Below are 26,770 nucleotides of genomic sequence, written 5' to 3' on the forward strand. Positions count from 1 at the left end.
CCTCATTTTTAAAGAGGTGACAATAGATGAACAGTGAAGATTTACAAAAGGTTCGGAGAGATCTTCATAAGATCCCTGAACTAGGTTTTCAAGAGACGAAAACTCAAGCGTACCTCCTCCAATTTATTGAAGGCTTGCCGCAAGGTTATATTGAGGTTAAAAAGTGGAAGACAGGACTTTTAGTTAGAGTGCAAGGGACAAACCCTTCAAAGACGGTTGCGTACCGTGCTGACATAGATGGTCTTCCTATTACTGAAGAAACAGGGTATCCGTTTGCTTCGACTCATGAGGGTCAAATGCACGCATGTGGTCATGACTTTCATATGACGATTGCGTTAGGAGCACTTGAGCGGTTAGCCCAATCGCCAACCGTAGAGAATGTGTTATTCCTCTTTCAACCAGCTGAAGAAAATCCAGGGGGAGCATTACCAATGCTTCAAAGCGAAGAGATGAAAGTATGGTGGCCAGATGAAATCTTTGCTCTACATATTGCCCCGGAACAACCAGTTGGCACAATAGCAACTAAAGAAGGGTTACTATTTGCCAATACAAGCGAGTTGTACATTGATTTCAAAGGAAAAGGCGGGCACGCTGCCTATCCCCACCTAACAAAAGATATGGTTCTTGCTGCGAGTCAGTATACTGTACAAGCTCAATCCATTGTGTCACGTGCTGTTGATCCTCTTGATTCAGCTGTTGTGACGATTGGGAAAATCACAGGGGGAACTGTACAAAATGGTATTGCGGAAACAGCTCGTTTAGAAGGAACGATGAGATCATTTAAAGCAGATACTATGGACCTCTTGAAGAAGAAAATTGAAGGTTTAGCTAAAGGCATTGAATATAGTCATGAATGCGAAATTTCGATTGACTATGGATCTAATTATTATCAAGTTAAAAATGACGGAACCTTTATGGAACCATTCCAGAGAATTGTTGAGGATCTCGGTTATACTTTTTCGGAATCCAAGGCAGCGATGACGGGCGAAGACTTTGGCTACATGTTAAAAGAAATCCCTGGCTTTATGTTTTGGCTTGGAGTTGATTCTGATTATGGTCTTCATAATGGGAGCTTAAAGCCAAAGGAAGAAGCACTAGAAGTAGGGGTGGATGTTGTAGAACGTACGCTCAGATCTCTCTAAAAAGCAGGACGTATACACAACCTTAATGTGGATACACTACTCCTTGAAGGACTCGTTCCTAACTAAAAAGGAGGTGGGTTACTTTGGCACGAATAGGTGTAGAAGGTACCCTTTCTGACGTACGTGAAGCTTTACAATCAAAAGGTCACGATATTGTTGAATTAAAAAGTGAGCAGGATACACAAGGGTGCGACTGCTGTGTCATTTCTGGTCAAGATAAAAACGTGATGGGCATGGCTGATGCAGCTATGCAAGGTTCCGTTATTAATGCGAACGGGATGACAGCAGATGAAGTTTGCCAAGCTGTAGACTCTCGCGGCCAGCAACAATAAGGAATAGCTGAGCCACTAATGTGGTTCAGCTATTTTTTTATACCTTGCAGGACGTTGTATTATCCTCTTAAATTCTAAGGGTAGAGATTCGTGACTGAGATTGATGCTGTAAAGGGAGAGTTCTGATGATTACATTAAATCTATTTTTAGTAGCCCTACTTATTGTTTTAACAGCTTTTTTTGTTATTAGTGAGTTTGCCATTGTGAAAGTGCGTAGGTCTAAGGTTGAGTCGAGAGTTAAAGAAGGAGACAAAAAAGCAGAATCCGTTCTTCATTTATTAGACCGTCTAGATGATTACTTGTCTGCTTGTCAATTAGGTATTACGATTACTTCACTAGGCCTTGGTTGGTTAGGAGAGCCAACGGTTGATAAGCTATTGCATCCTTTAATTGAACAATCCCCTGTGCCTGAGGCGTTAAGCCACACAATCTCATTTGCCATTGCCTTTTTCATTATTACATTCTTGCATGTAGTTCTTGGGGAGCTTGCTCCTAAAACGATCGCCATTCAAAAAGCTGAAGCAGTAACTCTTATAATCGCTAAGCCGCTCATATGGTTTTATAAAATTATGTTTCCATTCATTTGGTTGTTAAATGGAAGTGCAAACGTGTTAACTAGGATGCTTGGATTTGCTTCAGCTAATGAATCAGATGAGGTGCATTCAGAAGATGAATTGCGACATATTTTATCTGAGAGTTATCAGCAAGGTGAAATTACCCAAACGGAATACAAATATGTAGACCGTATTTTTGAATTTGATAATAGGACAGCTAGGGAGATTATGGTGCCTCGAACAGAAGTAGTCGTTGTTGATCTAAATGATACGATGAAAGATAATATGGAAATTATGCGTGACGAGCGGTACACCAGATACCCCGTTATCAATGAAGATAAAGATGATATTGTCGGTGTGATCCATATGAAAGAACTATTCTATGATAACTGCGACGAATCAAGTGACATTTTATCTTATGTAAGGCCTGTACCGAAAATCTTCGAAAATGTCCCCCTTAGAGATTTGTTGCTGAAAATGCAAAAAGGTCATATTCACTTAGCTGTACTTGTTGATGAATATGGGGGTACATCTGGTATTGTGACGGTTGAAGATATTTTAGAAGAAATTGTTGGGGAGATTCGTGACGAATTTGATTATGAAGAAGAGTTGCCAATGGATACACTTGAAAATGGTCATAAATTGTTAGATGGGAAGATGGCCATTCAGGATGTAAATGATTATTTTAACCTTGACCTTGATCATGATGAAGTCGATACAATCTCTGGCTGGTTTTTAACTCAAAATATTAATGCTGAAGAAGGAATGGAGATAGATGTTAGTGGCTATCGTTTGAAAGTCAAAGAAATGGAAGATTCACATATACAAAAAATTGAGTTATGGAAAATAGAAAGGGAATGAGCTTTTTGCTCATTCCCTTTTTGGATTAGCTTTCTTTTTTCTCAATATAAACTTGGTGTGGAAATGGAATTTCAATTCCTGCTTCATCAAGTGCTTCTTTCATGCGTTTACGTAAATCACGCTCAACAGCCCATTGTTGCATGTTTTCCGTTTGGCCAAGTACGCGAAGGACGACATCTGAGGAACCAAGGCTTTGAACGCCTAGTACGTTAGGACCGTCTTTGAAACGCTCATCATTTTGAGCGAACTCATCACATACATTTTGAAGAACCTGCATAGCTTCATCTATATTCTCATCATACGCAATACCAATATCAACAAGCGCGCGCATATTTCCGCGAGAATGGTTACTTACTGTAGAGATGTGGCGGTTTGGGACAAAGTTTAATGTCCCATCAAAGCTTCTAATCTTCGTTGTTCGTAGACCAATTTCTTCAACAACACCATTCATTCCACCAGCTGTTACATACTCATCAACTTCAACTTGTTTCTCTAATAATAGGAAGAAACCAGTAACAACATCGCTTACGAGCCCTTGAGCACCAAAACCAATAGCCAGCCCAATAATACCAGCTCCGGCAATTAATGGAGCAAGGTTAATATCTAATAACCCAAAAATCGTAGCGATTAGGATGAAACCTAATACATACGAATAAATGCTAATCATGAGTTTCTCCAACGTCTTAGCCCTTGCTTCTGTAAGCTTTTGATTGTTACCAGCTTTATAAAGAGAGCGTTGGATTAGTTTCTTCCCAATAGGTGAGACAATTAAATAAACAAGTAAAACTAATACAATTTTTAATGCAATCGTTGAGATTTTGACAAAGTCAATATCATTTAAAAAATCAAACATCGTATACTCCTTTCCTTAACAACCTACAATTTTTAATACGTTTTCTATCATACCTCAATGTGATAGATTCCATCAAATAGAAAATTTATATAGAAGCGCATACAGTAAGGATGTTCCATATAAGCCCCCTTATATGGAACAATTGAAGTTGAGATATTTCAGCAGGAAGGGGCCTTTACGTTTAAGAGTGCTTGGGCTCGCTCGGGGACAACTCGCTTTCCTGCGGGGAGCTGGGAAGCCTCCTCATTCGCTTCGCTCTCTGCGGGGTCTTCCCTAGGCTCCTTTTCCCGCGGGAGTCTCGCAGTCCCCGAGCAAGCCCTGTCTTTAAGGTGGAGGAACGGCCCTGCAGTTCGTAACAGCAGATCTGTTGTTACCCTATATGGCATGCTTTCGTTCCTCCTTGTATGGTAAAGGTGGGCCTGGAAACTGCGAGACTCCCGTGGGCAGAAGAGCGAGTCTAGTTCCGGCGTGGAGGACCTATCGTGATAAGTCATCTTTTTTACAAAGGCTAATCGCCTTTTCCAAAAAGATGTCTTATCCGTACGGTCCTAGTCACCACGCCTGCGCTTTTCAATCTAGGTGTTGAAACCCCGGAGACCGGCTATGCCGGTTGAGGAGGCTCACCAGCTCCCCACAGGAAAGCGAGTGGTTCCCAGGCCCACCTTATGCTTAATTGAAGTTAACGAAAACATTCTCTCACCTTCGAGTCTTCAACAATCCTGCCCTTTAATGGAATATCAATGGGGGGATTGAGCTTAGAATATAGTCGAAATAAAAATTTTCAAAAAAATAAGTCAAATGGGTGGAAAATTATTTCGGAACTCGATATATTTATAGGTACGTGAAAAATTTTACATTAAAAGGAGGGGTCGTTTTGGATACGTTCAAAAAGTTGAAAATGTATTACTTACCATTCAAGCGTTATTTCTTTGTTTCCTTATTCTTTCTGCTTATTGTAACAGGGGTAACGGTGGTCTATCCCATTGTACTGAAGTATACCATTGATGATGTCGTAGATCCGGGGCGCTATAATCTTATACCATATTTAGCAGCTATATTCTTTGGACTTATGATCCTAAAAGGAGTAGCGACTTATATTCAGCAATACTTAGGGGATTTGTTTGGAATTAAATCTGTTTATACACTTCGGGATGGTCTTTATAAAAAGCTTCAACGTTTACCATTTCGTTATTATGATAATGCTCGTACAGGAGATTTGATGTCTCGTCTGACAGCTGATGTGGAAGCATTTCGTTTCTTTTTATCATTTGGATTTGCAGAATTTATTCGAATTGTATCCTTAATCCTTATTAGTTTGAGTGTGATGTTTTATTATTCTATACCTCTTGCATTAGTTACAATGGCTTCTATGCCGTTTTTGGCGGTAGTGGTTTACCGTTTTGATAAGAGGGTGCACCCAGCTTTTAGAGGAATTCGTAAAGCGTTTGGACGATTGAATACACGTGTTCAAGAGAATATTAGTGGTATGAATACGGTGAAATCGTTATCACGTGAAGACTTTGAAGTAGGGCGTTTCACGGATAAAAACGATGAATATCGTCAGAATTATCTTTCTACCTCAAATATTTGGGCTAAATATTTCCCGCTAATGGAGTTTATAGGGAACATTAGCGTTGTTGCTTTACTTGGTTTCGGTGGCTATTTATATATTCAGGGTGAAGTAACGGTTGGGGTATTGGTAGCTTTCTTTAACTTAATTTGGTACATTCTAGGACCGCTTATGAACTTTGGCTTCGTTATTAACTTGTTTTCCCAATCAAAAGCTTCAGGAGAACGATTATTAGAAATTCTTGAAGCAACGGAAGATATTAAAGAAATCCCAGAAGCAATTCGTCAAAAGCGTTTGAACGGCCATGTGACGTTTAAAGACGTGACACTCTCTTATGAAGAGGATGATGATTCTGCTTTGAAAGATATAAGTTTTGACGCGCCTCCTGGAAAAACCGTCGGCTTAATTGGTGCTACTGGTTCAGGCAAAACAAGTATTACTCAGCTAATCACTCGTTTTTATGAACCTGAACTTGGGCAGGTTTTAGTGGATGGAAAGCCAGTTCAAAATTATGGACTAAAAGAACTAAGAAGTAATATTGGATTTGTTTTACAAGAATCATTTTTATTCTCTACGACCATTAAAGAGAATATTGCATACGGAAACCCGGAAGCTTCAATGGAAGAAATCATTGATGCAGCTAAAAGGGCACAAGCACATGAATTTATTCTGGAAATGCCGAATGGATACGATACTTTGCTAGGTGAACGAGGTATGGGTTTATCTGGTGGTCAGAAGCAGCGTGTAGCTATTGCTCGCGCGATTTTAATTGATCCTAGTATTCTTGTGCTTGATGACGCAACATCGGCAGTTGATATGGAGACAGAATTACAAATTCAAAAAGCCTTAAAAGAAGTAATGGAAGGCCGTACAACATTTATCATTGCTCACCGTATATCATCTCTAAAACACGCGGACGAAATTTTAGTTCTAGAAAACGGAGAAATCGTTGAGCGTGGGATCCATGAAGAGTTGTTAGACAATGGAGGTCCGTACCAGCGTATCTACGATATACAATATCAGGATAAAGAAGCCATACTGCAGGCTTCAAGTCAAGGTTAGGGGGGAGAAAGATGGCGAAAGCACCAAAGCAAGAATACAAGAGTCCTCATTTACAGCGATTCAAATATACACAAGACCAGGCAATCGAGAAGCAATTTAACTGGAAGCAAATGGGTCGTATGCTTCATTATGTGAAGCCATACTCAAAAAGGCTGTTACCAGCTGCTATTATAGCTATGCTCGTGTCTACAATTGTAAGGCTGATCGTGCCAGTATTAATTGGTAAAGTGGCAATTGACCTGGCTATTAAGGGAGAAGATACTAATTTATTAATTCAACTTGTTGTTGGAATTTCCATTCTTTACGTACTGAGCTTTTTAGGGAACACATTTAGGATTAGGTGGGTGAATATCTTAGGGCAGAACGTTATATACGACTTGCGGAAGCATTTGTTTTCCCACGTACAACGCTTAAGTCATAAATTTTTTGATAACCGATCAGCGGGCTCAATTCTTGTTCGAATAATGAACGATATTAATTCATTACAAGAATTGTTCACCAACGGAATTATCAATTTGTTAATGGATGTCGTAACGTTAATTGGTATTATTGTTATCCTACTGGTATTAAGTCCTAAGCTTGCACTAGCCATTATGATCATCCTGCCAATTATGTTCTTTATTTCTACAAAACTCAGACGTAACATTCGCAGGTCATGGCAGGATGTCCGAATTCAACAGTCTCGTTTAAATTCCCATTTAAATGAAAGTATACAAGGGATTCGGATTACACAGTCATTCTCACAAGAAAATGAAAACACCGAGTATTTTGACGGGGTGAACAGCGACAACTTTGAATCATGGCGTAATGCTACTAAGAAAAGTGCGATGTTCCGTCCCTTTGTGGAAATGAGTAATGCTGTTGGAACAGTTATCCTTATTTCTTATGGTGCGTTCCTCATCATTAATGGTCAAATAACAGTGGGTACTTTTGTTACATTCTCGACTTTCTTAGGTATGTTTTGGGAACCAATCTCAAGACTTGGCCAAATGTATAACCAGCTTCTTATGGCGATGGCCGCTTCCGAGCGTATATTTGAGTTTTTAGATGAAGAGCCTAATGTTGAAGAGCGTAAAGACGCGATTGAGTTGAAAGATATGAAAGGCCAGATTGATTTTGACCATGTCCGTTTCTCTTATGACGAAGATCGCGTTGCTTTACATGATATCTCTTTAGAAATTAAGCAAGGTCAGACAGTAGCCCTTGTAGGTCATACTGGTAGTGGAAAATCTACAATAGCCAATCTGATTAGCCGTTTTTATGATCCAACGAGTGGGGCTGTGAAAATAGACGGACATGATTTGAAAGATGTCAAATTAAATAGCGTACGACAACAAATCAGTGTTGTACTGCAGGATACCTTCATTTTTTCAGGAACGATTATGGAGAATATTCGATTTGGTCGTCCTGACGCTACAGATGAAGAAGTAATCGAGTCTGCTAAAGTAGTTGGTGCTGATGACTTTATTCAACGTCTTGCAAACGGATATGAGACGGAAGTAGAGGAAAGGGGTAATATTCTATCAGCAGGGGAACGTCAATTATTATCCTTTGCTAGGGCATTACTAGCTGATCCTAAGATATTAATATTAGATGAAGCAACTTCATCAATAGATACAGAAACAGAAGTAAAGATTCAAGAAGCATTAAACCGATTATTAAAAGGTAGAACAGCCATCATTATCGCTCACCGCTTATCTACAATCCGTGACTCAGATAATATCATTGTGCTTGAACACGGCCGGATTTTAGAACAAGGAAATCATAGGGAGTTAATGGAACTTAAAGGGGAGTACTTCGATCTTGTAAAGACTCAATTCCAGATGCTTGACGCTATGTAAATAGAAACTCTAACCTTATGACAATAAGGTTAGAGTTTTTTGTGTTAAGTGCGGGCACATTTTTTGAAGAGGAAGATGGATTGTCGTTATACTATAAGTAATTGGAACAGTAGACGACCTTCGATATAAGATAGGGTCTTTGATAGAACTTTTTTATTTATATGACTTTGTGAAATGTGTCACAAAACTGTCATTGGTTCATTCCCAACGAGATTGTGAGAGGGTTTATACTGTTAGTACAATGGAAATAGAGTAATAAAACTATGAAGTGAATGACTAGGGAAATAGAGTTATATAGGGGAGGTCATGCTAAATGGAATTAGATAGTGCCATGATGAGCCGGATGTTAACGGGTTTAACGCTGGTTTTCCATATTATATTTGCAACAGTAGGCGTTGGGATCCCGGTTATGATCTCAATAGCAGAATTTATAGGAATTAAGAAGAAAGATGCCAACTACACATTGCTAGCTAGGAGATGGGCCCGCGGGTTTACCATTACTGTTGCAGTAGGTGTTGTAACAGGTACCGCTATCGGGCTTCAGCTATCTTTATTATGGCCTAAATTTATGCAGTTCGCTGGAAACGTTATAGCACTACCTTTATTTATGGAAACATTTGCTTTTTTCTTTGAAGCTATATTTCTAGGAATTTATCTGTACACATGGGATCGTTTTAAAAATCCGATTTACCACTGGTTGCTTTCCATACCTGTTGTAGCCGGTGCTACAATGTCCGCTTTCTTTATTACCACTGTGAATGCGTTTATGAATACACCTCAAGGATTTGATCTTGAAGGTCGAACTCTAACTAACGTTGATCCATTAGCAGCTATGTTCAATCCGGCTACACCCACGAAAGTATTTCACGTGGTGTCATCAAGCTACTTAACTTCTGCTGCGATTTTAGCAGCTATTGCAGCTTTTGCGATCTTGAAGAAGAATACTTCTGACTATCATAAGAAAGCGTTGAAACTTATGATGGTGGCTACGTTTATATTTGCTATTACAACGGCTATTGCCGGAGACCTTTCAGCTAAATTCCTGGCTAACGAACAGCCTGAAAAATTAGCTGCAGCAGAGTGGCACTTTGAGACAGAGGAGAATGCGGATTTAATTGTATTTGGTACGTTGAATGAGGATAATGAAGTAGAAAATGCACTTCGTCTACCTAATGCACTAAGCTTCCTTGCTCACGGTTCCTTTGATAGTGAAGTAACAGGTTTAAATGAATTTCCAGAAGATGAGACACCTCCACTTTGGATTCACTACATGTTTGACCTTATGGTTATGCTTGGAATGTACGCTTTAGGCGTTTCCTTCTTATACCTGTTGTTCTCAAAACTTAAGAAGTGGAATGAGAATAATAAATGGCTGCTATGGCTTATTGTGATCAATGGCCCTGGTGCGATGCTTGCTATTGAATTTGGTTGGATTTTCGCAGAAGTTGGTCGACAACCTTGGATTTTAAGAGGATTTATGAAAGTGGCCGAGGGAGCAACAACGTCTCCGCACGTAGGCTGGATGTTTTTATTATTCCTTGCTTTGTATGTTGTGCTCGGGGGAGGAGCTATCTCAGTCTTACGCAAAATGTTTAAAAACAATCCCGCAGAGCTAGAGTTAGAGAAAAGGTATCCAGATGTAGCGAAGCGAGGTGGGCATAAATGAGTTATGAAATGATAGGGATTACGGTCCTATGGATCTTTTTGTACGGCTACTTAATTGTAGCTTCTGTTGACTTTGGTGCAGGCTTTTTCGCTTACTACGCCAAGAGAACTAAACAAGACCATATCATTAACCAATTAATAAGTAGGTATCTGTCCCCGGTGTGGGAGGTAACGAACGTGTTTTTTGTCTTCTTTTTCGTTGGTCTTGTCGGATTCTTTCCGGATGCCGCTTATTACTTTGGGCAATCTTTACTTATACCAGGAAGTATTGCTATTGTGTTGATTGCTATCCGAGGTTCTTTTTATGCATTTGAAAACTACGGGTCCAAAAAAAGTGATTTCTTTATGTTTTTATATGGAGCAACGGGCTTGTTAATACCAGCGTCATTAAGCACAGCCATGACCATATCAGAAGGAGGCTTTATTGCAGAGACGGATAATGGGGTTCGTCTTTTAACAGGAGAGCTATTAACTAGTCCATATTCATGGAGCGTTGTATTCCTTGCTATTGTTTCGGTCTTATTTATTAGTGCAGCCTTCTTAACTTTTTATGCCTATAAAGCTAATGATCAACCTGCTCTTGAATTAATGAGAAAGTATACGCTTTTCTGGGGATCACCGACTATTATTGCTAGTTTGACTACATTTATTGCTATGAGTCAGCATAACGCTCGTCATTTTGAAAAGATGCTTGATTTGTGGTGGATGTTTGGTCTTAGTGTAGCTTTCTTTTTAGGTGCTTTATTGCTTGTTTATCAACAAAAACGTTATGGTCTAGCTTTTATCTTCGTTATGTTCCAGTTCTTCTTTGCTTTCTTTGGTTATGGAGCTGGACACTTGCCATATTTATTAGAACCATTTATTACGGTCGAAAGTTCTGTAACGAATGAAGCAATGGGGCTTGCACTTGTCATTGTGTTTATTGCTGGATTGCTCCTTCTTATTCCTTCTCTTATTCTTTTAATGCGCATGTTTCTATTTGATGCAGAGTATGTGAAAGGGAAAAAGTAATATATGCCGGGACGTTCTTGATAAGAGCGTCTCTTTTTTATGACTTGAGTTCACATTTGTAAAGGGGCTTGGTTTGGTATAAGATGAACTTCCCATAGTAAACAGATCTATGATAATATGATGTAAGGTAAATGTGAAGGAATGGGGGATCACGCATGAAGAAAGAATATGCAGTTATTGGTCTTGGCCGATTTGGCGGCAGTATTTGTAAAGAATTAAGCCGTGAAGGAATGGAAGTGTTGGCTATGGACCTTGATGAAGATAAGGTGAATGAATATAAAGATATTGCCTCCCATGCTGTCATTGCGGACTCTACAGATGAAAATGTTCTAAAAGAATTAGGTATTCGAAATATTGACCACGTCATCGTAGCCATTGGTGATAATCAACAAGCTAGTATTCTTACTACATTAATGTTAAAGGAATTAGGTATTAAGAAGATAACCGTAAAGGCACAAAATGATTATCATGAGAAAGTGTTAAATAAAATTGGTGCTGACCAAGTTGTTCATCCAGAACGGGACATGGGTAAGCGAATTGCACATAATATTATTTCAAACAACGTGCTAGACTACTTAGAATTATCAGATGATCATTCCGTTGTAGAAGTTAAAGCCGGAAAGAAAATGATTGGAAAAACCCTAGTAGACTTGGACATACGTGCTCGCTATGGTTGTAACGTAGTCGGTATTAAGAGAAATAAAGAAATCAACGTATCACCTCTAGCATCAGAAGTAATATTAGAAGAAGATGTACTAATTATTATTGGTGAAGATAAAGACATTTCTCGTTTTGAGAAAAACTTAGTAGTAGAAGATGATGAATAAAAAATGATAAGAAGACAGCGCTCTCATTTAGAGTGCTGTCTTTTTCTATCATAAAAAAGTTTTTTTCTGGCTCAGAACGGGCATAGCATTAAAGTATTGTACTTAGAAAGGATGAATCGCTATGTTCGAAAAAAGAACTGGAGAAATCGTAACGAACTTACTTATAGACGATTGGGGAATCGACCATATTTATGGGATGCCTGGAGATTCCATAAATGAACTTATGGATGATTTTCGTAGTCGTCAAGATGATCTACAATTTATTCAAGTTAGACACGAAGAAGTCGGTGCACTTGCGGCTTCATCCTATGCGAAGTTAACGGGCAAAGTTGGCGTTTGCTTATCAATTGGTGGACCAGGTGCTACTCACTTAGTTAATGGCCTTTATGATGCGAAAGCTGACAGTGCTCCAGTACTCGCTCTTGTTGGCCAGGTTCCAAGTGAAGAAGTAGGAACAGGGGCTTTCCAAGAAGAGAATTTAGAACGTATGTTTGATGGTGTTGCTGTTTTCAATAAACGTGTGCAAAGTGCACAACAGCTACCGGACTTAGTCAATCAAGCGTTAAGAGAAGCATATGTAAATAACGGTGTATCTGTCCTTATTATTCCGGATGACCTATCAGCTGTTAAGCAGAAATATGAAGAGAAATTAACGTCTTCTGTCTATGCGAAAACAGAAGTCTTTCCGTCTGAGAAATCACTTATTGAAGCTAAAGAAGCCATAGCGGAAGCAAAGAAACCTGTTATTTTAGCAGGTAAAGGGGCCGCTCATGCGCAGGAAGAATTAGTGGAATTTGCGGAGACTATACATTCACCCGTCATTTTATCATTATTAGCCAAAGGGATAATTCCAGATAATCATCCTCTTTGCATGGGGCAACATGGTCAAATTGGAACACAACCAGCCTATAATGCAATGAAAGACGCAGACTTGCTTCTAATGATCGGTACCTCGTTCCCTTACCGTGATTTTCTTCCTGAAGATACAAAGGCTATTCAGATTGATATTGACCCAAGTAAAATCGGCAAACACTATCCTGTCCAAATTGGTCTTGCAGGAAGCACAAAGGATACACTCCAATGGCTGAATGATCATATAGAAACGAAGGATAATCAAGAACATCTTGAAAAATATCAAAAACAGATGGATGAGTGGCGTGTAAGTATGCAAATGCAAAAGCGTGCGAACACAGATCCAATTAACGGCCCACAGGTTATGTATGAACTAGAGAAAGTCATGCCTGAAGATGCAATTATATCAAGTGATGTAGGAAACGTGACGGTATGGGTTGCAAGGTATCTATCTATGGTTCGCCAGAAGATGGTAATATCAGGCTGGTTAGCGACAATGGGATGTGGATTACCTGGTGCTATCGCAGGCCAACTAGCATACCCTAATAAACAGTCTATTGCAGTATGTGGCGATGGTGGATTTGCTATGAACATGCAGGACTTTATCACAGCTGTTAAATATAAGTTGCCACTTAAAGTAATTGTATTAAACAATAGTAAGATCGGTATGATCCAATACGAGCAGGAAGCTATGGGGCACCTTCATTATGCAACGGAGCTTGGAGATATGGACTTCGCCAAATTCGCAGAAAGCTGCGGTGGGGAAGGATATCGTGTTGAGAAAAGACAAGACCTAGAAGGCGCCATGCAAAAAGCCTTCCTCTCTGACAAACCAGCTATTATTGATGTAGCTATAGAGGACCAAGCACCACTTCCAGGTAATATTGGGTATGAGCAAGCGGTTCATTATACACAGTATTTAATTAAAGAGTTCTTTGAAAGTGGTAAAATTGAATTACCACCGTTGAAGACAGCGACGAAACGCTTGTTTAACTAAATCTTTTCGAGTGTGGAATATATAATTCCACACTCGTTTTTTGATTGGCTCTGTTCATATTTGCAGTTGGCTTCTTCTACCACATAAGCGCCTTTATATGAAGCTGGGATATCTTTATGTAGACGGGGCCGTTACGTTTTTCGAGTGCTTGGGTTGTCTGGGGAACGACTCGCTTTCCGCGGGCGAGCTGTCGAGCCTCCTCCCTCACTGCGTTCCCGTTCAGTCCGGGGTCTCGTCGACCTCTTTCTCCCACAGGAGTCTCCCCGTTCCCCAGACAACCCTGGCTATAATTTTACGAACGTCCCAACATCTTAAGGGTGGAGAGAGTTGCAAGATTTCCGCATACGATATGTTTCCGTTACATCATATATGGAAGAGGTGGTTCGGGAAATTGCGAGACTCCTGCGGCAGTAGGAGCCTAGGGGAGACCCCGGAGAGCGCGTAGCGATTGAGGAGGCTTCCCAGCTCGCCGCGGAAAGCGAGTGATTTCCCGAACCACCTCACGCTCTAACAACGCAAACGGAAACATTCTCTTAGTTTCGAGTCTTCAACAATCCTATTATAGAAAATAACTATAAGAAAAAAGGAAGCCCCCATCCTAATGGATGGGGGCTTGTTGTATGACATATTGTTTTACGAATTGTATAAGGTAAACCGATAAGAGGGTGTCTTACACTTCCATAATAATAGGTAAGACCATAGGTTTACGTTTTGTTTTCTCGTAAAGGAATGGAGCGATGGTGTCTGTGATTTCATTCTTAATTTCAGACCACTGAGTTGTGCGTCGTTCCATCACTTTATCAAGATGTTTAGAAACTATCTTTTGTGCTTCGTTAATAAGGTCTTCTGATTCTCTCATGTATACGAACCCACGGGATATGATGTCAGGTCCTGAAGCAATCTTGAATTCTTTCATATTGATGCTTACAACGACAATCACAAGCCCTTCTTCAGAAAGGATGCGGCGATCACGGAGAACAATGTTTCCAATGTCACCGATTCCGCTACCATCTACATAGATGGAACCAGATGGAATCTTACCAGCGATCATAGCATTATCTTTACCAAGGGCAAGAACATCACCGTTGTCTGCGATAAAGCAATCACTTGGGTCCATTCCGATTTCTTGAGCTAATTTAGCATGCTGTTTCTGCATACGGAATTCTCCGTGAATTGGCATGAAGAATTTCGGTTGAATTAAACGCAACATAAGCTTTTGCTCTTGCTGACCACCATGACCAGAGGTATGGATGTCATTTAATGAACCATGAATAACTTCTGCACCAGCACGATATAACATGTTAATAACGCGGCTTACACTTACGGTGTTCCCTGGAATAGGGGAAGAGGAGAATACTACAGTGTCTCCTGGCATAATTTGAATTTGGCGGTGTGTTCCATTAGCAATACGAGATAGGGCAGCCATTGGCTCTCCTTGAGAACCTGTACAAAGAATCGTTACTTCGTGTGCAGGAAGTCGATTGATTTGTGAATGTTCTACGAACGTATCTTTAGGAGCGTTGATATAGCCTAATTCAATTCCAATATTAATTGAGGCTTCCATACTACGTCCAAAAACAGCTACTTTACGATTATGTTGAACGGATGCTTCCACGACTTGTTGGAGTCTGTGGATGTTAGAAGCGAAGGTTGCAAAGATTACACGACCTTTTACTTTGGTAAAGATATCGTTAATACTTTCGCCTACGCGACTTTCAGAAAGTGTGAAATCTGGGATTTCACTGTTTGTACTGTCAGATAGAAGGCAAAGTACACCTTCTTTTCCGATCTCAGCCATCTTTTGCAAGTTTGCAGGTTCGCCCACCGGAGTGAAATCGAACTTGAAGTCTCCAGTGTGAACAACGTTCCCTGGAGGGGTTTTTACAACGATACCATAGGAGTCAGGAATACTGTGAGTTGTACGGAAGAATGTCACGGACGTTTTACGGAATTTAACGATTTCATCTTCTTGAATAGTATGAAGTTTCGCATTTCGTAAAAGCCCATGCTCTTCTAATTTGTTCTTAATTAATCCGATCGCTAATTTGCCACCGTAGATCGGGATGTTTAATTCGCGAAGCAAATAAGGAATCCCGCCAATGTGGTCTTCGTGGCCGTGGGTAATGAATAACCCTTTAATCTTATCTTGGTTTTGCACTAAGTAAGTGTAGTCTGGGATGACGTAATCAATTCCAAGTAGTTCATCTTCAGGAAACTTAATTCCTGCATCAATCAAGATGATCTCATCCTGGAACTGGACGCCGTACGTATTTTTACCGATCTCTCCTAGACCGCCTAGTGCAAATACTGCGGTTTGGTCGTTTTTTACAAACTTCATAGGTTATATGTTCTCCACTTCGAAATCTTCAGATTGTTTTTCATATGCTAAGTGGTCTTCATTTAACCCTTGTACATATTCGATGTTGATATTGCGATCGGCCAATTTTGTTCGTACTTCACGTTCTGTATTTGCTTCTACATAAAGACTCTTGGTTCGTTCTCGAACAGGAGCTTCTTCAGCCCTTTCTTGAAATAATACTTTAAAAATCATAATTATAATTCTCTCCTAACTTCCTAGTAATTTCCGTATTCTTGTCCTGTAAATATAATAGCACGTTTTGCACCTGTATGGTAACAATAGAATGTTATAGCTAAGAGATTGTAGTAATCCACCGCATCATAAAGTGAAAGCTTAAGCATACAATTTTCGACTCAAGATATCTTTCCAACGATTTTTAAGCTTTTTCTTCAAACGTTTTAACATTATGTCATACAACTCCTTTCCTTATACGAAGAAAAGCTGTAAAAAAAACGTATTGCCGACCATATCCCTCTTATCTCTAGTATAGTATCTTTTAAGCTAGAAATGAATAGATAGGTGAAAGAGAATTTTACTTTTTCTTATTCTTTCTTGTAGTATGCTCCACAAAATAGTTCTTTACGGGTGTTTTTTTCGAATTATTAGTCCTTATTGAATTTGGATGGAAATTCCTATACATTTAAAGGGTTTAGGAAAGAGGGGGGTTCTTTGAAGAAACTTTATATAGGATTAATAGCACTTTCTCTCATTTGGGGTACATCATTTTTATTTATTAAAATTTTGGTTTCTTCTATGATGATTTGGGAAGTGGTGTTTTGGCGCTGTACATTTGGGGCGGTTGTACTATGGGGTATTTATATGTTGAAGGGGAAACATCAGCTAACTAAACTTCCCTTTGGACACTTGCTATTAGTGGGTCTGACAAATAATGCTCTGCCTTGGGGGCTTATAGCGTTAAGTGAAACAAACATATCCTCTAGTTTAGCATCTGTTTTAAATGCTACGACGCCTATTTGGACGGGCTTAATTGGTTTGTTATGCTTCGGGATTAGAATTAGAGGTAAGCAATGGCTTGGAATTATGATTGGCTTTATAGGAATAATTATTCTTATAGACCTTGGGAGTTCGAAATTGTTCAATACCGGGTTGGCAGGGATAGCTACTATGATAGCTGCTGCTATTTGTTACGGCTTCTCCTCTCAATACATAAAAAGATACTTACATAACGTCTCTTCGATAATAGTTGCAGCGGTGACGTTAACAGTTGCAGCTCTTTATGCATTCATTTTTGCAGAAATGAGTGGTACGATTAATTGGACTTTAGTATCAGATCCTCCTATATTTGGCGCTTTAATCGGGCTGGGTGTATTTGGTTCTGGGGTAGGTATCTATATTTTTTATTATTTAATCCAAAAGGGTTCTGCAGAGTTTGCAACCATGGTAACTTATCTGGTACCAGTTTCTGCATTAGTGTGGGGGACTGTATTCCTAAGCGAATCGCTTTCGATTCGCATGGTGTTTGGGCTAGCTCTTATCCTGACAGGAGTATCCTTAGCTAAAGAAAGCAAGAAATTAAAAAGGGGGAAACAACATGAGCAACAAACTCGTGTTTCTTGATATTGATGGAACAATAGTGGATCACAATAAAGAAATCCCAGAGGAGACAAAGAAATCCATAGCTCGCCTCCAACATGAAGGAGTTGAAGTAGCAATCGCTACAGGTCGTGCTCCTTTTATGTTTGCTGATCTTAGAGATGAATTAGGTATCCATTCATATATAAGTTTTAACGGGCAGTATGTAGTGCATGATGGGAAAGTAATATACGAAAATCCATTGCTGGAAAAGGACTTAGGGGCTTTATATACTCAGGCCTATGAAACTGGACACCCAATGGTCTTTCTTAATGAAGAGGGAATGAGGGCATCTGTTGAGGAACATCATCATATTACACAGAGCATAGGAAGCTTGAAGTTACCTTATCCTGAAATCGATCCCGATTATTATAAAGGTAAATCCATTTACCAAGCTTTACTGTTTTGCCAACATGGTGAGGAGGGGCAATACGAAGAACAATCTCGTCAGTTAGACTTTATACGTTGGCATGAATACTCTATAGACGTAATTCCAAGAGGTGGCTCTAAAGCAGAAGGGATTAAACATTTCATGGAAGTTTTAGAGGTAGAACATCATAACACCTATGCTTTTGGAGATGGATTGAATGACCGTGAAATGCTTGGTTTCGTTGCAAATGGTATTGCAATGGGAAATGCTTCAGATGAGATTAAGGCCGTAGCGAACTATGTGACCAAAGATGTTTCTGATAACGGACTTTCACATGGTTTTCGATTAGTTGGACTATTAGATGAGTAACGCACAGAAGTTTATAGGGCACTGTTGCTATTCGCAGGCGAAATCAATTCGATTTCGCCTTCTATAGTATATAGACAATCATTTCTGTCTTCATTCTAATCGGCTTCAATGGGGGTTTAGTAGCTAGAGGAGTGGGGGATTACTATAAAAAGTGGTTATTAGAATAAAAAAACGTCCTGGGATACCCAGAACGTTTCTGTTACGTTTTAGAATGAACTTGTTTTATTGGATAATTAGTGAGTGTTGGAATTTAATCTTAACTTAAGAGTCGATAACGGAAGCGTTCTCTGGCTCTTGGAATGGGTTGTCATTATTAATATGGTCGTAGAACATAACGCCATTTAAGTGATCAATTTCATGTTGGAACACAATAGCTGCCATGCCTCGCAGGCGAAGCTTAACTTCATTACCTTCTAGGTCTGTGCCTTTTACAGTAATACGAGCATATCGAGGGACATACCCAGGTACATCACGATCCACTGATAAACAACCTTCTCCAGAGGATAAGTAAGCTTTTTCAACCGAGTGACTAACAATTCGAGGGTTAAATAAGCCATAGCTATACACTTTATCGTCAAAATCAGTAAAGTGAACAGCCAACATGCGTTTGCTAACATTAATTTGAGGTGCTGCAATACCGACGCCTGGGCGCAAATCATATTGAGCAGCAAGTTCATCATCTTGACTGTTTTTTATAAATTGAAGCATTTCTTCTAATGTTTGTTGCTCTTCTTCGGTAGGAGGCAAAGAAACCTCATCTGCTACTTCGCGTAAGACCGGGTGTCCTTCACGAACGATATCTTCCATAGTAATCATAAGATTTACACAATCCTTTCTAGCTTGTTCATAATGTATAGTGTACCACACAAAGAAGTAGGTATGGAATATTTGGCATCACTTGGGCATGGTTGCTTTTCAATTGCATAAAGTAAGAACGGAACATTCCGTTACAAGGTATGCATAGATGTAACAGTTTTGTAACTTTTTGTTGATTATATATGATATACTGGTGAAGATTCTTCCAATTTGGAAGAATGAAACGCCTTAAGGAGGAAATAGACATTGCGCTTAGGAAAATTAATCTCTGTATTGGTACTATCTGCTGTCCTTCTCACTGCGTGTAATAATGGTCCGTCTGCTGCTGAACAAATGTACGACCATCTAGAGCAAGCTGTGACATTAGAAGATACATTTAAGGATCAGCAAGACCCACTTGTTCAATTAGAACAACAAGAAACGGAACTTTATAACGAAATTATCAATCTTGGAATGAAAGAATTTGAGAAAATCGAAGAATTATCTCAAGAAGCATTAGAGGTTGTGAAGAAACGCCAGGAAAAGCTTGAAGTTGAGAAAGAAAGCATTGAGTCCGCTAAAGAGGAATTCGATAATGTAAAGCCTCTGATTGAGGATTTAGAGTCTGAGGAAGCAAAAGAAAAAGCAAATGAACTGGTTGAAGCATTTAATAAACGATATGACTCCTATCAGGAACTTTATAAAGCATATGAGGAATCTAATGAACTTGATAAAGAACTTTACAATATGTTCCAAGATAAAGAGTTGACACAAGAGAAGCTAGAAGAACAAGTTGATAAGATTAACAAGAGTTACGAGTCTGTCATCGAGAAGAATGAAGCCTTTAATAAGCTCACAAAAGAGTACAATGACCTTAAAAGAGAATTTTATAAAGCAGCAGAATTAAACATTGATTTTGAGGATACTTCAGAACAAGACCAAACTAACTCTTCAGATGATTCTTCTTCAGAGAACGATAAAAGTTCAGAAACGAATGAAGAAGAGTCAGAAGAAGACCAGAATAGTGATGAGAAATAAGCTGTCCTTATAGGACAGCTTATTTTATTTGATGCCCTACTCCGCGTTTGATTTAATACGTGTGAAAGAATATCTGTATCCATTTCGTAAACTGTTATTGATACAGAGTAGAAAATGAACTAATACAGATATGGGATCATTTGGGTGTTTTATGCCTCTTAGAAAAATGGGAACGAATTATTCGTTAGTGGGAACAAAGTGTTTGACGAAATAGTTCTTCATAAGCTAAACTACTAAGTGTTGAAAAAGTTGTACCATTACTTTTTGCCAGACGTATGAAACAGATACTTATTTAGGCTGCTATAAAACGATTATGTTCCTCACAGTGAGGGTAAACATTATAAGAGCAAATTCGGTACACATTTTTTTTGCTTTTGGGAAAGCTAATAAAAGTAAATTTAATATGGATAAGAAAGGAAGAGGTGAAGAACTTTGAAACGCACGATCGAAAATGTTGAAAACCAATTTGAAACGTTTCAAATCTTAAACGAAGACGGCGAAGTTGTGAACCAAGACGCTATGCCTGATCTTTCTGATGAAGACTTACAAGAGTTAATGCGCCGTATGGTGTATACTCGTATTCTTGACCAACGCTCAATTGCTTTAAACCGTCAAGGACGCTTAGGATTCTACGCTCCAACAGCAGGACAGGAGGCTTCTCAACTAGGAAGTCATTTTGCTATGGAGAAAGAGGACTTCCTATTACCAGGATATCGTGACGTGCCTCAGTTAATCTGGCATGGTCTTCCACTATACCAAGCATTCCTATTCTCTCGTGGTCACTTCCACGGTAACCAAATGGGCGAAGTAAACGCAGTAAGCCCACAAATCATTATCGGTGCTCAAATCACACAAACTGCTGGTGTTGCACTTGGTATGAAGAAACGCGGTAAGAAAAATGTTGCTGTAACGTACACTGGTGACGGTGGCGCTTCTCAAGGTGACTTCTATGAAGGTATGAACTTTGCTGGTGCATTTGGTGCTCCTGCGATCTTCATTGTTCAAAACAACCGCTACGCAATCTCTGTTCCAGTTGAAAAACAGTCTGCTGCGCAAACTATTGCTCAAAAAGCTGTTGCTGCTGGTATCGACGGTGTACAAGTAGACGGTATGGACGTTCTTGCTGTTTACAAAGCTACTCAAGATGCTCGTGAGCGCGCAATTAACGGTGAAGGCCCGACTCTAATTGAGACGTTAACTTACCGTTACGGTCCACACACGATGGCAGGGGACGACCCGACTCGCTACCGTGTTGAAGATGAAGAAAACGAATGGGAAAAGAAAGACCCACTAGTTCGTTTCCGTAAATTCTTAGAAGCTAAAGGCCTATGGTCTGAAGATAAAGAAAATGAAGTTATTGAAAATGCTAAAGAAGAAATTAAAGCTGCGATCAAGAAAGCAGATGAGCAACCTAAACAAAAGGTTACTGACCTAATTTCTCTTATGCACGAAGAACTTCCACAGAACCTACAAGATCAAATGGAAGAATATAAAGAAAAGGAGTCGAAGTAAGCCATGGCACAAATGACAATGATCCAAGCTATTACTGATGCAATGCGCACAGAGCTTAAAAATGATGAAAACGTGCTAATCTTCGGTGAAGACGTTGGCCAAAACGGCGGTGTATTCCGTGCGACTGAAGGTCTTCAAGCTGATTTTGGCGAAGATCGCGTATTTGACACACCATTAGCAGAGTCTGGTATTGGTGGTATGTCAATCGGTCTAGCACTTCAAGGTTTCCGTCCGGTACCTGAGATTCAGTTCTTTGGTTTCGTATTTGAAGTAATGGATGCTATCAGCGGCCAAATGGCACGTTATCGTTACCGTTCTGGTAATTCTTACAACATGCCTGTAACAGTACGTTCTCCTTTCGGTGGTGGTGTACACACACCTGAATTACACGCAGACTCTCTAGAAGGACTTATGGCACAACAGCCTGGACTTAAAGTTGTTATCCCATCTACTCCATATGATGCGAAAGGACTTCTTATCCAGTCTATTCGTGACAACGATCCGGTTATCTTCCTAGAGCACATGAAACTTTACCGTTCATTCCGTGGCGAGGTACCTGAAGAAGAGTACACAATTGAACTTGGAAAAGCTGACGTTAAGCGTGAAGGTAAAGATGTGACGTTAGTAGCGTATGGTGCTATGGTTCACTCTGCTCTTAAAGCTGCTGAACAGTTAGAAAAAGACGGTGTAGATGCTGAAGTAATCGACTTACGTACAGTAAGCCCAGTAGATTATGAAACAATCATCGAATCCGTAGAGAAAACAAACCGTGTCGTAGTTATTCAAGAAGCTCAAAAGCAAGCGGGTATCGTTGCACACGTAGCTTCTGAAATTCAAGAACGTGCAATCTTACACCTAGAAGCTCCAGTTCTACGTGTAGCAGCACCAGACACAGTTTATCCATTCTCTTCAGCTGAGGAAGTTTGGTTACCAAACCATAACGACATCCTTGAAAAAGTAAACACAGTAATGAACTTTTAATCCAACTTACGATAGGAGGGAATCATAGTGGCTTACGAATTTAAGCTACCGGATATCGGTGAAGGTATCCACGAAGGCGAAATTGCAAAATGGTTTGTAAAAAAAGGTGACGAAGTTAAAGAAGACGATGTTCTTTGCGAAGTCCAAAACGATAAAGCAGTTGTAGAAATCCCTTCTCCAGTTGATGGTACGGTTACAGACGTTCACGTTGACGAAGGTGAAGTAACAACTGTAGGTACAGTTATTATCACATTTGACGCACCTGGTTATGAGGATAACACTGGTGGTTCTGATGAAGGTTCTAAAGAAGAGGAGAAGCAAGAAGAAGCTCCTAAAGAAGAATCTACTCAAAATGACCAACAACAAGAACCAGCTGCACAAGATGACGAAGCAAGCGACAAGCGCGTTATTGCAATGCCATCTGTTCGTAAATATGCACGTGAAAACAACGTGAATATTGCGAAAGTATCTGGCTCTGGTAAGAACAGCCGTATTCTTAAAGAAGACATCGATGCTTACCTAAACGGCGGTCAAACTTCTGAAGCAGCTGAAGCAGAAGCTGATGAAGCTCCAGCTCAAGAAGAGGCGCAAACTCAAACGCAAGCTGCACCTCAAGGTGAGTACCCAGAGTCTCGTGAGAAGATGAGCGGTATGCGTAAAGCGATCTCTAAAGCAATGGTTAACTCTAAGCAAACAGCTCCACACGTTACACTTATGGACGAAGTTGACGTAACTGAGCTAGTTGCTCACCGTAAGAAGTTTAAACAAGTTGCTGCAGATCAAGATATCAAACTTACGTATCTTCCATACGTAGTACGTGCTCTAGTTTCTACACTTAAGAAGTACCCAATCTTGAATACTTCTCTTGATGATGAAACGCAAGAAATCGTACACAAGCACTACTACAACATTGGTATTGCTGCAGACACTGATAAAGGTCTTGTTGTACCAGTTGTTAAAGATGCTGATCGCAAGTCAATCTTTGGTATTTCTTCTGAAATCAATGAATTGGCAGGAAAAGCACGTGATGGTAAACTATCAGGTGAGGAGATGAAAGGCGCTTCTTGCACAATCACAAACATTGGTTCTGCTGGTGGTCAGTGGTTCACTCCAGTTATCAACCACCCAGAAGTTGCAATCCTAGGTATCGGCCGTATTGCAGAAAAACCAGTTGTTAAAGATGGCGAAGTAGTCGTAGCTCCGGTTCTTGCATTATCTCTAAGCTTCGACCACCGTCTAATCGATGGTGCGACTGCACAGAACGCAATGAACCAAATCAAACGTTTACTGAACGATCCACAACTAATCATGATGGAGGCGTAATCGTATGGTAGTAGGAGATTTTCCAATCGAACTTGACACGCTTGTTGTCGGCGCTGGACCTGGTGGCTATGTAGCTGCCATCCGTGCCGCTCAAGAAGGTCAAAACGTAACAATTGTAGACAAAGGTAATCTTGGTGGTGTTTGTTTAAACGTTGGGTGTATCCCATCTAAAGCACTAATCCAAGCTGGTCACCGCTACGAGCACGCTCAAGGTGCTGACGAAATGGGAATTAAAACAGAAAACGTTTCTGTGGACTTCTCTAAAGTTCAAGAGTGGAAAGGCCAAGTTGTAAACAAACTGACTAGCGGCGTTGAAAGCCTTCTTAAAGGCAACAAGGTAGACATCGTGAAAGGTGAAGTATTCTTCGTAGACAAAAACACTGTACGTGTTATGGACGAAAAGAATGCTCAAACCTATACGTTCAACAACTGTATTATTGCAACAGGTTCTCGTCCGATCGAGCTTCCTACGTTCAAATACAGCGAGCGTGTAATCCATTCAACAGGTGCTCTTAACCTAGATGAGATCCCTGAAAAAATGGTTGTTATCGGTGGTGGGTATATCGGTACTGAACTTGGTACTGCATATGCAAACTTCGGTACAGAAGTAACGATCCTTGAAGGTCAAGACGACATTCTTTTAGGTTTCGAAAAACAAATGCGTCAGCTTGTTAAGAAGAACCTTAAGAACAAAGGCGTTAACATCGTTACAAACGCTATGGCTCAAGGTGTTGAGGAAACAGATAGTGGCGTAACAGTAAGTTACGAAGCTAAAGGTGAAACTCATTCCGTAGACGCTGACTACGTTCTTGTAACAGTAGGCCGTAAGCCAAACACAGATGAGCTTGGTTTAGAACAAGCTGGTGTTGAAATGGATGATAAAGGTCTAATCAAGATCGACAAGCAGTGTCGTTCTAACGTAGACAACATTTACGCAATCGGCGATATCGTTGCTGGACCTCCACTTGCTCACAAAGCATCTTACGAAGGTAAGATTGCAGCTGAAGCAATTAGTGGCCTTGCTTCTGAAATTGATTACCACGGCATCCCAGCTGTTGTATTCTCTGAGCCAGAACTTGCAAGTGTTGGTTACACAGAGCAAGAAGCGAAAGATGCTGGTTATGAAGTTAAAGCATCTAAGTTCCCATTCGCAGCGAATGGCCGTGCGCTTTCTCTTAACAATACAGATGGCTTCTTGAAACTTGTAACACGTAAAGATGACGGTCTTGTTATTGGTGCTCAAATCGCTGGGGCAAACGCTAGTGACATGATCGCTGAGCTTGGTTTAGCGATTGAATCTGGCATGACTGCAGAAGACTTAGCTCTTACAATCCATGCTCACCCAACTCTAGGTGAGATCTCTATGGAAGCTGCAGAAGTAGCTCTAGGCAAACCAATTCACACTGTTTAATCTTTCCTATCAAAATCCCCTGATCGTAATGATCAGGGGATTTTTTATGTTCAATTTAATTATTTATATGATTATTCAAGAATAGGGCAGGATTATTGAGGACTCGAAACTGAGACATTTTAGTGTGTATGGGGCCGTTATTTTGTTGGGAGCTTGGGGTGTCTGGGGAACGACTCGCTTTCCGCGGGCGAGCTGTCGAGCTTCCTCGGGAAAACCACCCTGCGGGATCTCGTCGACCTCTTTCTCCCGCAGGAGTCTCCCCATTCCCCAGACACCCCTTATCAGAAGTTGTGGAACGGCCCCGCATCTCTAGTATAGCGGGGCTTCAACAACCCGGCCCCTTATGAAGCGTGCTTCCGTTCCCTCTATATATGGAAAAGGTGGTTCGGGGAATCGCGAGACTCCTGCGGCAGTAGGAGCCTCGGGGAGACCCCATAGAGAGCGTAGCGAACGAGGAGGCTTCCCAGCTCGCCGCGGAAAGCGAGTGATTTCTCGAACCACCTTACTCTCAATTTGACCAAACGGAAGCATCCTCTCAACTTCAAGTGTTCCATATAAGGGGGCTAATATATGAGAATAAATACCATCAGGCAAAAAAACGTTACCGATGTGGTAACGTTTTAGGAGGAGGGGAGCTTTTGTATGGAGTCGTTTATAACCTTAAGAATGTCATGCTTTGCTTTCTTGCCAGAAATGGTTGCCATTGTATTACCTTCTCTTTGAATGACTAATGCTGGATATTGATGAATCGTTTCTCTCTCTTTAGCTTCTGTTGTAGATCTGGTCTTTGTCAGAGTGAGAGGAGATGTATGATTATCATTGGATAATTTTAATTCTAAAAGTGCGTTAATATATTCTTCTTCTAGCTCAATTGTAGCTTTATTCGAGTAAAAGAAAACTTCATAGTCTTCTGTTGGATTCATTTTATATACATCCACGGAAGCATCTTTTTGGTCTGTACATGATCCGGTAAATAGGACTAATAAAAATGCTAATGGAAGCCACTTCATACTCAAAACATGCTTCACCTACCTACTTGCTATATTATTGTGTTCATTGTATCAGACATTTTTAATAATTCTCCTAATGTTATCTAAATGTTACATAAATGAAAAATACTCCTCATGTCTGAAACATATACTGTAATAAAGCATGTCCGAGTAGGGGAGGTGGTTAGGTTTGAGCAAGAAGTATTGGTTTTTATATAATGTGCTCTTTATATTTTGGAGTGGCTATTTGCTTGTGATCCATATATCTAGGAAAGACCACTGGATGTTTCAAGCTATATTGTTCGGTTTATTTCTAGTCGTTATCACACAGCTTTTAAAGAGGTATCATTTTTCTAAAAAAGAAAGCTTGCCACACGTAATAGCAAGCTTTGCGTTAATTACAGGGGGGCATATGTTATTTTCTTGGATTACAATTTTATGATATGGATTTACAAAATAAAAA

23 protein-coding genes are annotated in these 26,770 nt (G+C 40.1%); 17 read left to right on the forward strand and 6 right to left on the reverse strand.

Going from position 1 to position 26,770, the window contains the following annotated elements; genetic code table 11:
• Positions 1 to 26: 26 nt before the first annotated feature.
• From ACYX4O_RS08235 to ACYX4O_RS08245, 3 genes are all read left to right on the forward strand, one after another.
• Positions 27 to 1,142, forward strand: a complete 1,116-nt coding sequence (locus ACYX4O_RS08235; RefSeq protein WP_476356247.1) for an N-acetyldiaminopimelate deacetylase — start codon at positions 27 to 29, stop codon at positions 1,140 to 1,142.
• Between the two features lie 83 nt (positions 1,143 to 1,225).
• Positions 1,226 to 1,474, forward strand: coding sequence for a YkuS family protein (locus tag ACYX4O_RS08240; protein ID WP_188656206.1), 249 nt, complete (start codon positions 1,226 to 1,228; stop codon positions 1,472 to 1,474).
• A gap of 125 nt (positions 1,475 to 1,599) precedes the next feature.
• On the forward strand, positions 1,600 to 2,889 hold the full coding sequence (locus ACYX4O_RS08245; protein ID WP_476356249.1) for a hemolysin family protein: 1,290 nt from the start codon (positions 1,600 to 1,602) through the stop codon (positions 2,887 to 2,889).
• 25 nt (positions 2,890 to 2,914) lie between these two features.
• Here ACYX4O_RS08245 and ACYX4O_RS08250 read toward each other — a convergent pair whose 3' ends face one another.
• On the reverse strand, positions 2,915 to 3,742 hold the full coding sequence (locus tag ACYX4O_RS08250; protein ID WP_476356251.1) for a mechanosensitive ion channel family protein: 828 nt from the start codon (positions 3,740 to 3,742) through the stop codon (positions 2,915 to 2,917).
• A gap of 874 nt (positions 3,743 to 4,616) precedes the next feature.
• On the opposite strand from ACYX4O_RS08250, the gene ACYX4O_RS08255 reads away from it, so the two are divergent.
• The 6 genes from ACYX4O_RS08255 to ACYX4O_RS08280 all read left to right on the forward strand — a co-directional run bounded on the left by ACYX4O_RS08255 (position 4,617) and on the right by ACYX4O_RS08280 (position 13,567).
• Positions 4,617 to 6,374 carry an ABC transporter ATP-binding protein gene (locus ACYX4O_RS08255; protein WP_476356253.1) on the forward strand — a complete coding sequence of 586 codons (1,758 nt, stop codon included), beginning with the start codon at positions 4,617 to 4,619 and terminating at the stop codon, positions 6,372 to 6,374.
• Positions 6,375 to 6,385: 11 nt separating this feature from the next.
• Positions 6,386 to 8,215 (forward strand): ABC transporter ATP-binding protein, encoded by a 1,830-nt coding sequence (locus ACYX4O_RS08260; RefSeq protein ID WP_476356255.1) that lies wholly within the window; start codon positions 6,386 to 6,388, stop codon positions 8,213 to 8,215.
• A 313-nt stretch (positions 8,216 to 8,528) separates the two neighbouring features.
• On the forward strand, positions 8,529 to 9,881 hold the full coding sequence (locus ACYX4O_RS08265) for a cytochrome ubiquinol oxidase subunit I (RefSeq protein ID WP_476356257.1): 1,353 nt from the start codon (positions 8,529 to 8,531) through the stop codon (positions 9,879 to 9,881).
• Complete coding sequence (locus ACYX4O_RS08270) at positions 9,878 to 10,891, forward strand: cytochrome d ubiquinol oxidase subunit II (RefSeq protein ID WP_476356259.1); 1,014 nt, start codon at positions 9,878 to 9,880, stop codon at positions 10,889 to 10,891. Before ACYX4O_RS08265 ends, ACYX4O_RS08270 begins: the two co-directional genes overlap by 4 nt.
• Positions 10,892 to 11,046: 155 nt before the next feature.
• Positions 11,047 to 11,718, forward strand: a complete 672-nt coding sequence (locus tag ACYX4O_RS08275) for a potassium channel family protein (protein WP_476356261.1) — start codon at positions 11,047 to 11,049, stop codon at positions 11,716 to 11,718.
• Positions 11,719 to 11,839: 121 nt separating this feature from the next.
• Positions 11,840 to 13,567, forward strand: coding sequence for a pyruvate oxidase (locus ACYX4O_RS08280; protein ID WP_476356263.1), 1,728 nt, complete (start codon positions 11,840 to 11,842; stop codon positions 13,565 to 13,567).
• A gap of 670 nt (positions 13,568 to 14,237) precedes the next feature.
• Here ACYX4O_RS08280 and rnjA read toward each other — a convergent pair.
• The 3 genes from rnjA to ACYX4O_RS08295 are packed head-to-tail and all read right to left on the reverse strand — an operon-like array spanning position 14,238 to position 16,267.
• Positions 14,238 to 15,905, reverse strand: coding sequence for a ribonuclease J1 (gene rnjA, locus ACYX4O_RS08285; RefSeq protein WP_476356265.1), 1,668 nt, complete (start codon positions 15,903 to 15,905; stop codon positions 14,238 to 14,240).
• A 3-nt stretch (positions 15,906 to 15,908) separates the two neighbouring features.
• Positions 15,909 to 16,118 (reverse strand): DNA-dependent RNA polymerase subunit epsilon, encoded by a 210-nt coding sequence (locus tag ACYX4O_RS08290; RefSeq protein ID WP_207529954.1) that lies wholly within the window; start codon positions 16,116 to 16,118, stop codon positions 15,909 to 15,911.
• Between the two features lie 23 nt (positions 16,119 to 16,141).
• Complete coding sequence (locus ACYX4O_RS08295; RefSeq protein WP_476356267.1) at positions 16,142 to 16,267, reverse strand: hypothetical protein; 126 nt, start codon at positions 16,265 to 16,267, stop codon at positions 16,142 to 16,144.
• Between the two features lie 328 nt (positions 16,268 to 16,595).
• Here ACYX4O_RS08295 and ACYX4O_RS08300 point away from each other — a divergent pair, with 328 nt between their 5' ends.
• Entirely contained in the window at positions 16,596 to 17,504 is a 909-nt protein-coding gene (locus ACYX4O_RS08300; protein WP_476356269.1) for a DMT family transporter, read from the forward strand.
• A complete protein-coding gene (locus tag ACYX4O_RS08305; RefSeq protein WP_476356271.1) occupies positions 17,479 to 18,258 on the forward strand; it encodes a Cof-type HAD-IIB family hydrolase in 780 nt (259 codons plus the stop codon). The genes ACYX4O_RS08300 and ACYX4O_RS08305 overlap by 26 nt, the downstream gene beginning before the upstream one ends.
• Positions 18,259 to 18,519: 261 nt before the next feature.
• Here the strand turns inward: ACYX4O_RS08305 and def are convergent, their stop codons facing one another.
• Positions 18,520 to 19,074, reverse strand: coding sequence for a peptide deformylase (gene def, locus ACYX4O_RS08310; RefSeq protein ID WP_476356273.1), 555 nt, complete (start codon positions 19,072 to 19,074; stop codon positions 18,520 to 18,522).
• A 246-nt stretch (positions 19,075 to 19,320) separates the two neighbouring features.
• Here def and ACYX4O_RS08315 point away from each other — a divergent pair, with 246 nt between their 5' ends.
• From ACYX4O_RS08315 to lpdA, 5 genes are all read left to right on the forward strand, one after another.
• Complete coding sequence (locus ACYX4O_RS08315; RefSeq protein ID WP_476356275.1) at positions 19,321 to 20,091, forward strand: YkyA family protein; 771 nt, start codon at positions 19,321 to 19,323, stop codon at positions 20,089 to 20,091.
• Between the two features lie 432 nt (positions 20,092 to 20,523).
• Positions 20,524 to 21,603 (forward strand): pyruvate dehydrogenase (acetyl-transferring) E1 component subunit alpha, encoded by a 1,080-nt coding sequence (pdhA, locus tag ACYX4O_RS08320; RefSeq protein WP_036780944.1) that lies wholly within the window; start codon positions 20,524 to 20,526, stop codon positions 21,601 to 21,603.
• Positions 21,604 to 21,606: 3 nt separating this feature from the next.
• Entirely contained in the window at positions 21,607 to 22,584 is a 978-nt protein-coding gene (locus ACYX4O_RS08325; RefSeq protein WP_476356277.1) for an alpha-ketoacid dehydrogenase subunit beta, read from the forward strand.
• Positions 22,585 to 22,611: 27 nt separating this feature from the next.
• On the forward strand, positions 22,612 to 23,907 hold the full coding sequence (locus tag ACYX4O_RS08330) for a dihydrolipoamide acetyltransferase family protein (RefSeq protein ID WP_476356279.1): 1,296 nt from the start codon (positions 22,612 to 22,614) through the stop codon (positions 23,905 to 23,907).
• A gap of 4 nt (positions 23,908 to 23,911) precedes the next feature.
• On the forward strand, positions 23,912 to 25,318 hold the full coding sequence (gene lpdA, locus ACYX4O_RS08335; RefSeq protein ID WP_476356281.1) for a dihydrolipoyl dehydrogenase: 1,407 nt from the start codon (positions 23,912 to 23,914) through the stop codon (positions 25,316 to 25,318).
• A gap of 620 nt (positions 25,319 to 25,938) precedes the next feature.
• On the opposite strand, the gene ACYX4O_RS08340 is transcribed toward lpdA, so the two are convergent.
• Complete coding sequence (locus ACYX4O_RS08340; RefSeq protein ID WP_476356283.1) at positions 25,939 to 26,334, reverse strand: hypothetical protein; 396 nt, start codon at positions 26,332 to 26,334, stop codon at positions 25,939 to 25,941.
• Between the two features lie 163 nt (positions 26,335 to 26,497).
• On the opposite strand from ACYX4O_RS08340, the gene ACYX4O_RS08345 reads away from it, so the two are divergent.
• Positions 26,498 to 26,749, forward strand: a complete 252-nt coding sequence (locus tag ACYX4O_RS08345; RefSeq protein ID WP_476356285.1) for a hypothetical protein — start codon at positions 26,498 to 26,500, stop codon at positions 26,747 to 26,749.
• The last annotated feature ends 21 nt before the right edge of the window (positions 26,750 to 26,770 follow it).

This window comes from Pontibacillus sp. ABV4_188, assembly GCF_056311905.1.